Raw genomic sequence first — 8,869 nt, 5'->3', positions numbered from 1 at the left:
CAAAAACTCAATGCGAAGAGCCGAGATTAAGCCCCGGAATCAGCCGCTCAAAACCCCTCATTTTAGGTGAAGTTGTTTTTTTCTATTTAGAAAAACGTCAGAATAAAAGTTCTTTTAAATTTAAAAAATATGAAATTATAATTCAAAAAATAATCTCTTATCATGATGATATATATTAATAAATTTAAAAAGTCATAAGGTTTTTTATATGAATAATTAGTCTTATTGTTTCTAGAAAATCATATGAGTATATTGTGCCAAATTGAATTTTTAACTTAACAATTCATGTGATGTGATGGACAAGTACTCATGGGAGATGAGAACGAATGACAACGGAAAAAATAGATGTAAATTCTGTAGTGGATCATGCGAAATTTACCCCATTTCACTTTAATGTGGTCGCTTGGTGTTTACTCATTATCCTATTTGATGGCTACGATCTAGCGATTAATGGTGTGACTTTACCATTGTTGATGAATAATTGGGGCTTGAGTGCCGTTCAAGCAGGCATGTTAGCCAGTACAGCGCTTGCGGGCATGATGTTTGGCGCAATGTTCTTTGGGTCATTGGCAGACAAAATTGGCCGTAAAAAAGTCATTATGATTTGTATTGTGCTGTTTAGCGGACTCACTTTTGCAGGCGGTTTTGCTTCAAATCCGACTGAGTTTGGTATTTTACGTTTCTTGGCTGGTCTAGGGATTGGCGGTGTGATGCCAAACCTTGTGGCTTTAACTTCTGAATATGCACCGCAAAAGATGCGTAGTACGCTGGTTACAACCATGTTTAGTGGTTATGCCGTGGGTGGCGTGATGGCTGCACTGTTAGGTTCATGGTTTACCCCAACTTATGGTTGGCAGGTCATGTTCTTTATTGCGGGCATTCCTTTATTTTTACTTCCGCTTATTTGGAAATTCTTACCAGAATCTTTAGCGTTTATGGTGAAGCAAAACAAACAGGAAAATGCACGCGTAATCGTGCGTCGTCTTGAGCCTTCACTTAAAGTTACAGAATCCACGATTTTTACTTTGCCGCAAGAAAGTGTGCCTGAAGCTGCAAACGTGTTGAGCTTGTTCCGTCGTGGACGTGCAACCAATACCTTGTTGTTCTGGCTTGCATTCTTTACCTGTTTACTGACGATGTATGCGTTAAGCAGCTGGTTGCCTAAGCTGATGATGGCAGCTGGTTACTCGATGGATAACAGTCTAATGTTCATGATGGTGATGAATGTCGGTGCGGTAGTCGGTATTGTCGGCGGCGGTATTTTGGCGGATCGTTTCCACTTAAAACCTGTGCTGATGTTCCTTGGGATTATGGGTGCGATTGTGATGAGCTTAATGGGCTTCCAATCGAATCAATTCCTTCTGTATATTTTAGTATTCTTGGCAGGTGCAGCTTCAATCGGCTCACAAATGCTTCTCTATAGTTATGTGGCTCAGTTCTACCCGCTTGCTGTACGTTCGACGGGCATTGGCTGGTCTTCTGCAATTGGCCGTATGGGTGCGATTGTAGGTCCAATTTTAATTGGTGGCTTACTTGGTATGAACTTACCTGCCTACTTTAACTTTATGGCGGTAGGTTTACCTGTGTTGATTACTGCGATTGCAGTTGCATTGATTATGAGTGAAGATGAATCTGAAAAGATTAAAGCATCGAAACAGATAGCAGCCAAAGCTTAGAAATTAAAATTGAAAAGAAGCCTCCGAAAGGGGGCTTTTTGTTAGTGTATAGGTCATAGCTAGTAGAGATTTTGATGTATATTAAACTTAACAAAGTACATTAAAAGAAATTTAAAAATGGGTCTTTTGGAAAGTATTGGGTCAGGATTAATTACTAATCTTTTAAGTTATACGATAAAGAAAAAATTTAGTAAACATACATTTAATAATGAAAAGCCTACTGAAGTTAATGCTATTTCTAAACGCTTAACTCAGGTACTTGAATTAATGAATGATGGCAGAGAAGAAGCTCTTACAATTGCTCAATTAAGCCAAATGTTTCAATTCAAAAAAATCAGTAAATTAGAAAAATACTTTTTAGGGCAGAAAGAGCCTTCAATAGAATTTCTTAAGGAATTTTCAGCTAAGTTTGCTATAAATTCAAAATGGTTGATTCAAGGACAGGAGGAGCCGTTCAAGTTTGATCAAGAGCACTATTCTAATTGTTATGACTGTATACAAAAAATTCATGAGCTTAATCCAACTACTATTTATTTTATAAGATCAGATAGTATCTGTGGAGAGACTTGTATCTTATTAGAGATAAATGAATATCATTTTTTAATTCTTAATCACTCATTACATTTCAGTGGACAAGTCGGATGGGGGGGAAGTTGTGAATTAGCTTCTTTCAGAAAATTAGTGATGAAATTGATTTTAGAAGAAAATTTTTTAACTCTAGGATTAGTGATTCCAAAACGTAAATTTTCAGATCTATATAAAGGAAAAATTTATCCTAATACAATCTTAAAATATAAAAATGGTAAAATCATGCATTGGCATGATGATTTCACAGATATCCATAACCAACGTTGTGGTTATCAGTACCATAATAAATATGACCAAAACTTCAAAGATGCTTTTAGAATCACAAAGAGTCATATAGAAAAATATGAAGAGCCTTAATTTAAACAGAATTTGAATTGACCATCTAAAGCTTTATGCATTTAATAAGTTAAAAGATTTTGGAACCAATCCTATGCAATTTAATTCGATCTCCCCAATCCCTGAAGATGATGAAGAACTGCATCTTCCTGAACTGGTTTACTGGGCTTCACTTGGCGATCTTGAACAGGTGAGTGAAAGCTTAAAGCAAGGCATTGACCCTAATTCTACCGATGATGAAGGCTATAGTGCTTTACAGGCAGCCGCTGAAAATGATCACTTGGAAGTTGTGAAGCTACTTGTCAGTAAAGGTGCTGATATTGATCATCGCAGTATCTATACCGCGCTAGAACTTGCAGAAATGGCGGGAAATAAGGAAATAGTGGCTTATTTAAAAAGCTTAAAAAGTCTGCATTAATAAACTCAAAGATGAAGCCCTACATTGATGGGGCTTTTTTATATCCTTTGTTTCACTATTTACTTCAGTTGTATTTCCATCCTGAGCCTCAAATTTTATTGCTGTTTTTAGTTGGATAAACATTCTGTTTGATTCTGAATTTAGAAGACAAAATTTATCTGTAGGATTATCTCCATCAATCATAAGACATCTATAACTTAAGCCAGAATTGAATACTTTACTTCAAGATATCCGTACTTATTCCTTTTAAGCTTTTCAGTCGACAAACTCTGACAATCTTTCAATCAAATCCTCTTTAGTCGGGTATAAAATTTTAAATTTTTAATATATTGTTTTTATTATTAAAAATAAGTGTGAACCATAGTTCACAGTAAAATATGTAACAAAAAATCCTACTCTTGGCTCGTATTATCCTGTCATTTTATTTCAGAAAAGATTTCATATACCTTCAAGGTATAGATTTATGCCTTTCAAGTTGTGGACAAAATTCCGCCAGAAACCCATTGTAGGTGAAAATTCAAGTCTCACATTGGAGGTGAGTACTCATGACAACGACAACAATGAATGTAAATGCTGTAATAGATCAAGCCAAGTTCAAGTCATTTCACTTGAAACTTGTGCTGTGGTGTCTGTTTATTGTCTTATTTGACGGTTATGACTTGGCAATTAATGGGGTGGTTTTACCATTACTAATGCAAGAGTGGGGCATGAGTGCCGTGCAGGCAGGCATGTTGGCCAGTACAGCTTTGGCTGGCATGATGTTTGGCGCGATGGGCTTTGGCATGTTGGCGGATAAAATTGGCCGCAAAAAAGTGATTTTAATTTGCGTTTCATTGTTCAGCCTGTTTACGTTTTTAGGGGGATTTGCCACCAATCCTACAGAATTTGCAATATTACGCTTTATTGCAGGCCTTGGTATTGGCGGCGTATTGCCAAATTTAGTGGCTTTAACTTCAGAATATGCACCGCAGCGTGTGCGCAGTACTTTAGTTACCACCATGTTTAGCGGTTATGCCATGGGCGGGATTCTGGCAGCATTGTGTGGAACTTGGTTTACCGCAGATTATGGCTGGCAAATCATGTTCTATATTGCAGTTATTCCTTTACTGTTCGTTCCATTCTTTTGGAAATTCCTGCCGGAATCTTTAATATTTTTGGTTAAGGCAAAGAAAGAAGACCAGGCACGTCATTTTTTACAAAAAATTGAGCCAGCAGCGCAAGTGTCTGCAAATACACAATTGGTTTTAGCGTCCAATGATCAGACGGGAAGTACCTCAGTAAAAGAACTGTTCAGTGAAAATCGAGCTGTGGGAACATTCTTGTTTTGGCTGGCATTCTTTATGTGCTTATTGATGCTTTATGCATTAGGCAGCTGGTTGCCAAAACTGATGATGGCAGCCGGTTATTCTTTAGGCAGCAGCTTGATGTTCTTACTGGCATTGAATATTGGAGCCGTGATTGGAACCATCAGTGGAGGCGTTTTAGCGGACCGCTTTGACTTTAAACCGGTGCTGATCAGTATGTTAGTGCTAGGCGTACTTTCTTTAGTTGGACTCGGCTTCAATTCTCCACAGCCTGTTATTTATTTACTGGTAAGTCTGGCTGGTGCATCCTCAATTGGCAGCAGCATTTTACTGTACAGTTATGTGGCACAGTACTATCCGGTTGCAGTCCGCTCAACAGGTATTGGCTGGGCATCGGCTGTGGGTCGTACCGGCGCGATTGTTGGTCCAATTGCGATTGGCATGCTGTTGGGTATGGAACTGCCACATAAATGGAATTTTATCGCTGTGGCTATTCCTGGAATTATTGGTGCCATGGCCATATTCTTTATCCGCCCAGCAAAAACGGAAAAAATTAAAGCTGAACAAACCCTTCCGACATCTGTACAACCTAGCCGTTCTTGAAAATGCTCATCTACTAAAGATAGATTATTTTAAAACTTAAGCCTCCTTCGGGAGGCTTTTTATTTGTAGATGAGATTAATTTGAAGCATGAAAAAAGCCCCATCATCCTGATAGGGCTTTTTCGTATGGGTGACTTAGGTATAACTCCTGTCGTACCTCACTTCCTGATGCTCAAACTGATTATTATTGTTTTTAGTTTGGGAAACTTCCTGTTTCCTGGTGAATTAAATATAGTGCGAATCAAACGGCTTGAATAGCTGCTGTTTTCTGCAGTTGATGTAAGCAAAAGCGTACAACAATGCTTTAGAAATGAGCTTCTACACCAAGATAAGGCCCTTTAAATTTCAATTTGGCTTCCTGATCTGAACCTTCCTCTAACTGAATATCCAGAATGCGATAACCGGCTTTGGCACCGACATCGACCAGTAGGGTATCGACAAAGTTATATTTCAGTTCTACTTGGGCATCGGTGACTTGCCGATCGCTTAACTTGGCAAAACTGGCTTCTGCCTTGGCACTGAGTCCGGTAAAGGGCAGTTTGACTCCTGCTTCTGCATAGACCATCGGTAAGGTTTCACTGACTTCTGTATTTTGGGTAACGTTCTGCTGGATATCGCCATCGAGTAATTTGGCACCGAAACCAACATCGGCCGAGACAATATTATCGAGGATTTCGTAATACAGAATGAAGTCAGAATAATCCAGATCGACCTGATGGCTTTTTACCCCGGCAAAACTCTGATCACTTTCAGCCTGCACATTAGTATGTTTAATTTTGGCATTGGGCAAAAAGGGTACCGGATGTTCTAGGGCCACAGAAAATGACATGCCGTGATCATCTTCCAGTTGGGATTGTGGACGTGCTGAGGCTGGATTACTTAAATCTGCGCTGTAGTTCCAGTAATCTATACCGGCTTTAACCCCAATAAAATCGGCGTGTGCAGAGCTGACTACGCCAAGTCCAAGGATGAAGCTAAATAATTTGAGTGATTGCATGGATATCCTGAATATGCGATGTGTTATTTTTAGAAAATAATGTTGTTACTTAAATATAAGGAACTACTGCCCAACTCAGCGCATCATATAGCGAATGAAAGAAAATTGCATTGCTGTTATTTCTAGAAAATGAAAGGAATTTTTTACATGGCAGATAAAGCTGTAAACGTGATTGATTATCCCCTGTATGTGGCAGGTAAAGCGGTTAAAACCGAGCAATGGCTTGAAGTTCAACATAAATATACGCAGGAGCTTTATGCACGGGTGGCTTTGGCAAATGAAAAAACTATTGAGAAAGCGATTCAATCTGCGGTAAAAGCGGAAAAAGAAATGGCGGCTTTAGAACCCTTTCAAAAACAAAAAATCTTGCTGCATTGTGTGAAACGCTTTAGTGAAATGCGAGCGGAGTTGACTGAAATCCTGATTGCAGAAGGTGGAAAACCACGCAAGGCCGCTGCTGCTGAAGTGGAACGTTTAATCAATACCTTTCAAATTGCAGCCGATGCGGTAACTCAATTGGATGATGGACGCATGATTCCGTTGGCTGTTACAGCGGCAGCGTCGGGTTATCAAGGCATGATGAAATATGTCCCGATTGGTGCAGTCTCCTTAATTAGTCCGTTTAATTTTCCATTGAATCTCACCGCGCATAAAATTGCCCCTGCAATTGCAGCGGGTTGCCCATTTGTGCTTAAACCGGCCAGCTTAACCCCTATTTCTGCACTGAAGATTGCTGAAGTTCTGGCCGAGACCGATTTACCCAAAGGTGCATTTTCGATTTTACCCTGTCCACGTGAACATGCCGATGTACTGGTCACCGATGACCGTTTCAAACTGCTCAGTTTTACCGGTTCGGATGTGGTCGGTTGGGATATGAAAGCACGTGCCGGGCGTAAGAAAGTAGTTCTGGAGCTGGGCGGTAATGCCGCAGTCATGATTGATGCCGATACTGAAATTAGTGATGCCTTGTTGGATCGTTTGATTGGCGGTGCCTATAACCATGCCGGGCAGGTGTGCATTAGTGTGCAACGTATTTTGGTACATGCAGATATCTATGCTGAACTGAAGAAGAAGTTGGTCACCAAACTGAAAAAAATCAAGGCGGCTGATCCTGAGCTTGGCAGCACGCTAGTGGGGCCGATGATTAAAGAATCAGAAGCCCTTCGTCTGAAAAAATGGGTCGATAAAGCGGTGAAAAAAGGGGCAAAATTGCTGACTGGCGGCGAGCTAAATGGAATGATGTTTGAACCGACTTTGCTGGAAAATGTCGATACTTCGCTAGAAATTTACAAAGATGAAGCATTTGGACCAGTGGCGATTATTGAGAAATATAAGACTTTTGAGCAAGGCATAGACCGAATCAATAGCAGCCGTTTTGGCTTACAGGCCGGGGTGTATACCCAGAACTTGAATAAAATGCTGTATGCCTGGGATCATTTGCATGTCGGTGGCGTGATTATTAATGATGTTCCCTCTTTCCGGGTCGATAACATGCCCTATGGTGGTGTAAAAGACTCCGGTCTGGGACGTGAAGGCGTGCAATATGCGATTCGTGATATGCAGGAAGAGCGTATTTTAGTCATTAAAAAATAAGAAAATTGAGGTAATTGGGGTATGGAAATGCCCTGATTGCTTTTAATAAAAACCCAATGGAAAATCCGTCATACTAACAAAAGGAACAGATTGAATTATGCAGAGCGCCATATCAGCTATATTTTGAGCAATTCATGATTTATAGATTATAAAATTAAATAATTTCCGCAAAAACTACAGAAAAAGCTCTGGAAAATGGGTATTGTTCAAGCATTGAAAGGCTCAAAAGACACAAAAGACTTTAAGCAAGATTTTGTGATGACAGCCTGTTTGCAATTTAGAACAGAATGCTCAAAAGGCGTAGAACTAACTTCAGACATAAAAAGATTAATTTTTGAATGGTACTTTTTTGCTCGCCAGATAACTCAACAACAAGCAGCATTTAAAGATATCTAAAGGTTTAGGTGTTTTATGACAGATACTCGTGAAAACTGGACATCACGATCGGGCTTTATTATTGCAGCAGTCGGATCGGCTGTCGGTTTAGGTAATATTTGGCGCTTTCCCTACATTGCTTATGAAAATGGCGGTGGCGCATTCTTAATTCCTTATTTAATTGCTTTAATTACTGCCGGTTTACCGCTTTTATTTTTAGATTATGCAGTAGGGCATAAGAACAACAGTTCACCTCCCAAAGCATACCGAAAACTGTTCCGTGGTGGTGAAACCCTCGGATGGTGGCAAGTGTGTGTCTGTATCATCATTGGTTTGTATTACGCCAGCGTTTTGACCTGGGCGGGCAGTTATGTCTACTTCTCTATTGGTCAGATGTGGGGCAGTGATCCGGAAGGTTTCTTCTTTAAAACCTATTTGCAGACTTCGGATGCTACCGGTTTTGATCCCCGTTTTGTCAGCCATATTTTCTGGCCATTGGCAGGGATTTGGGTGCTGACCTTAATCATTTTATATGGTGGTGTAAAAAAAGGCGTGGAGCTTTCCAACAAGATTTTTATGCCCTTGTTGTTTGTCCTGTTTAGCCTTTTAGTGATTCAGGCACTTCGTTTACCCGGCGCGGTTGATGGTTTAAATGCCTTTTTTACCCCGAACTGGGCGGCGATGATGGACTATAAGGTTTGGCTGGCAGCGTATGGTCATACCTTCTTCTCGCTTTCCGTCGGTTTCGGGATCATGGTGACGTATGCCTCTTATTTAAAACCCAAAACCAATTTAACTGGTTCCGGTTTAATCGTGGGCTTTGCCAATGCTTCAACTGAAATTTTAGCCGGTATTGGTATTTTTTCTGCGCTTGGCTTTATGGCCTATACTGCAAATAGCAATGTACAAGATGTAGTGAGTGGCGGGATTGGACTGGCCTTTATTGCCTTCCCTAAAATTATTTCTAGCCTGGGTGCTGG

8 protein-coding genes are annotated in these 8,869 nt (G+C 40.1%); 7 read left to right on the top strand and 1 reads right to left on the bottom strand.

From position 1 onward, the window contains the following. Positions 1-326 precede the first annotated feature (326 nt). From AY606_RS03635 to AY606_RS03615, 4 genes are all read left to right on the top strand, one after another. Positions 327-1,676, top strand: a complete 1,350-nt coding sequence (locus AY606_RS03635; protein WP_067864880.1) for an aromatic acid/H+ symport family MFS transporter — start codon at positions 327-329, stop codon at positions 1,674-1,676. A 117-nt stretch (positions 1,677-1,793) separates the two neighbouring features. Further along, positions 1,794-2,621 (top strand): hypothetical protein, encoded by an 828-nt coding sequence (locus AY606_RS03630; protein WP_067864876.1) that lies wholly within the window; start codon positions 1,794-1,796, stop codon positions 2,619-2,621. Positions 2,622-2,694: 73 nt separating this feature from the next. Beyond that, on the top strand, positions 2,695-3,018 hold the full coding sequence (locus AY606_RS03625) for an ankyrin repeat domain-containing protein (RefSeq protein ID WP_067864874.1): 324 nt from the start codon (positions 2,695-2,697) through the stop codon (positions 3,016-3,018). Between the two features lie 545 nt (positions 3,019-3,563). After that, on the top strand, positions 3,564-4,925 hold the full coding sequence (locus tag AY606_RS03615; protein WP_067864871.1) for an MFS transporter: 1,362 nt from the start codon (positions 3,564-3,566) through the stop codon (positions 4,923-4,925). Between the two features lie 303 nt (positions 4,926-5,228). Here AY606_RS03615 and AY606_RS03610 read toward each other — a convergent pair whose 3' ends face one another. Beyond that, complete coding sequence (locus tag AY606_RS03610; protein WP_067864868.1) at positions 5,229-5,921, bottom strand: TIGR04219 family outer membrane beta-barrel protein; 693 nt, start codon at positions 5,919-5,921, stop codon at positions 5,229-5,231. A 147-nt stretch (positions 5,922-6,068) separates the two neighbouring features. Between AY606_RS03610 and AY606_RS03605 the strand changes: the two genes are divergently transcribed. The 3 genes from AY606_RS03605 to AY606_RS03595 form a co-directional block, all read left to right on the top strand. Then, entirely contained in the window at positions 6,069-7,514 is a 1,446-nt protein-coding gene (locus AY606_RS03605) for an aldehyde dehydrogenase family protein (RefSeq protein ID WP_067864865.1), read from the top strand. A gap of 195 nt (positions 7,515-7,709) precedes the next feature. Continuing rightward, the gene (locus tag AY606_RS03600) at positions 7,710-7,910 is read left to right on the top strand and encodes a hypothetical protein (protein ID WP_067864862.1); all 201 of its coding nucleotides are present in this window, start codon (positions 7,710-7,712) and stop codon (positions 7,908-7,910) included. A gap of 15 nt (positions 7,911-7,925) precedes the next feature. Beyond that, a partial coding sequence (locus AY606_RS03595; RefSeq protein WP_171255354.1) for a sodium-dependent transporter occupies positions 7,926-8,869 on the top strand: 944 nt, incomplete at its 3' end.

The sequence above is a fragment of the Acinetobacter sp. SFB genome (assembly GCF_001647545.1).
In the GTDB taxonomy this organism is placed as follows: domain Bacteria; phylum Pseudomonadota; class Gammaproteobacteria; order Pseudomonadales; family Moraxellaceae; genus Acinetobacter.
The sequence above is the reverse complement of the archived record's forward strand: the minus strand, read 5'-3'. Positions and strand labels throughout refer to the sequence as shown.